Annotated in this window: 1 protein-coding gene; it reads left to right on the forward strand. The window is 43.0% G+C overall.

What is annotated here, in order from left to right:
* Positions 1-1163, forward strand: a protein-coding gene (locus AB4133_RS18035) for an IS3 family transposase (protein WP_372225228.1) whose coding sequence is annotated in 2 segments (ribosomal slippage) — positions 1-283 and positions 283-1163 — 1164 coding nt annotated over the 2 segments. Because the reading frame shifts where the segments join, the coding sequence is not laid out codon by codon here. This gene is flagged as partial in the annotation.
* Positions 1164-1191 lie beyond the last annotated feature (28 nt).

Genomic DNA, 1191 nt, shown 5'->3' on the forward strand with positions numbered 1-1191 from the left:
GCCATCGAAAAAGGCGACATGACCTATAAACAAGCCCAATCAATTTACGGCATACAAGGTCGTTCGACTGTTCTTACTTGGTTAAGAAAGCATGGCAAAATGGATTGGACTACCAACCCAAGGAAGAGCACGATGCCTAAATCACCGAGAGCGAATGAAACGCCTGCCCAAAAAATAAAACGACTTGAACAAGAGCTCGAAGATGAACGTCTCAGATGCCTTCTTCTCAATAGGGTTGTTGATATTCTTGATGCTGAGCACGGGATGTCGCTAAGAAAAAAGTATATAGCGAAGGAGCAAGAAGCCTTCAAAAAGAGAAGAAAGTAAGCTTAAGTAAAGCTTGTTCATTGCTCAATATATCTCGTCAGTGTGTCTATCAGAGAGAAAAGCGTGAGACCACTCGTCAGGCTGAGCTTGCTCCTGTGAAAGGGATGGTGCTTGAGCTAAGACGATTCATGCCTCGGCTGGGAGCTCGTAAGCTCTATTTCTTACTGAAGCCGAAGTTGATAGCTAAGGGAATAAAACTTGGCCGTGATGCTTTGTTTAATTACCTCAGAGAAGAGCGCTTACTCGTTAAGCCGAAACGAAGTTACACCAAAACAACGAACAGCAGACACTGGATGAAAAAACATCCGAACTTGCTAAAAGAAGTCGTTCCGTCAAAACCAGAAGAAGTTCTGGTGAGCGACATCACTTATGTTCAGTCAAACGAGGGCGTTCACTACTTGTCATTGGTTACCGACGCCTTCAGCCGTAAAATCATGGGGTATGAAGTCAGTAATGAAATGAAAGCGAGCGATGTTGTGAAGGCTTTAGATATGACGGTAAAAACTCGATGTTATTGTCATGCGACAATCCATCACTCAGATAGAGGGCTTCAGTATTGCTCAAACCTCTATCAAGAGAAACTTAAAAAGCATGGTATAACTCCATCAATGACGGATGGTTATGACTGTTACCAAAACGCGTTAGCTGAGCGGGTCAATGGTATCCTCAAGCAAGAGTTCTTGCTTACTCAGTGCAAAGATCTTCGCGAGTTGAAAACACTTGTTGAAGAGTCAATATATACGTACAACGAAATGAGGCCACATCTCAGCCTAGGTATGAATACGCCAAATAAGATGCATGAAAAAAGCCAGCAACTTGCGTTACTGGCTAACTAAAATCGTCAACGTATTTTAGGACGAGACA

Source organism: Vibrio sp. 10N.286.52.F8, from assembly GCF_041468745.1.
GTDB classification, from domain to species: Bacteria; Pseudomonadota; Gammaproteobacteria; order Enterobacterales; family Vibrionaceae; genus Vibrio; species Vibrio crassostreae_C.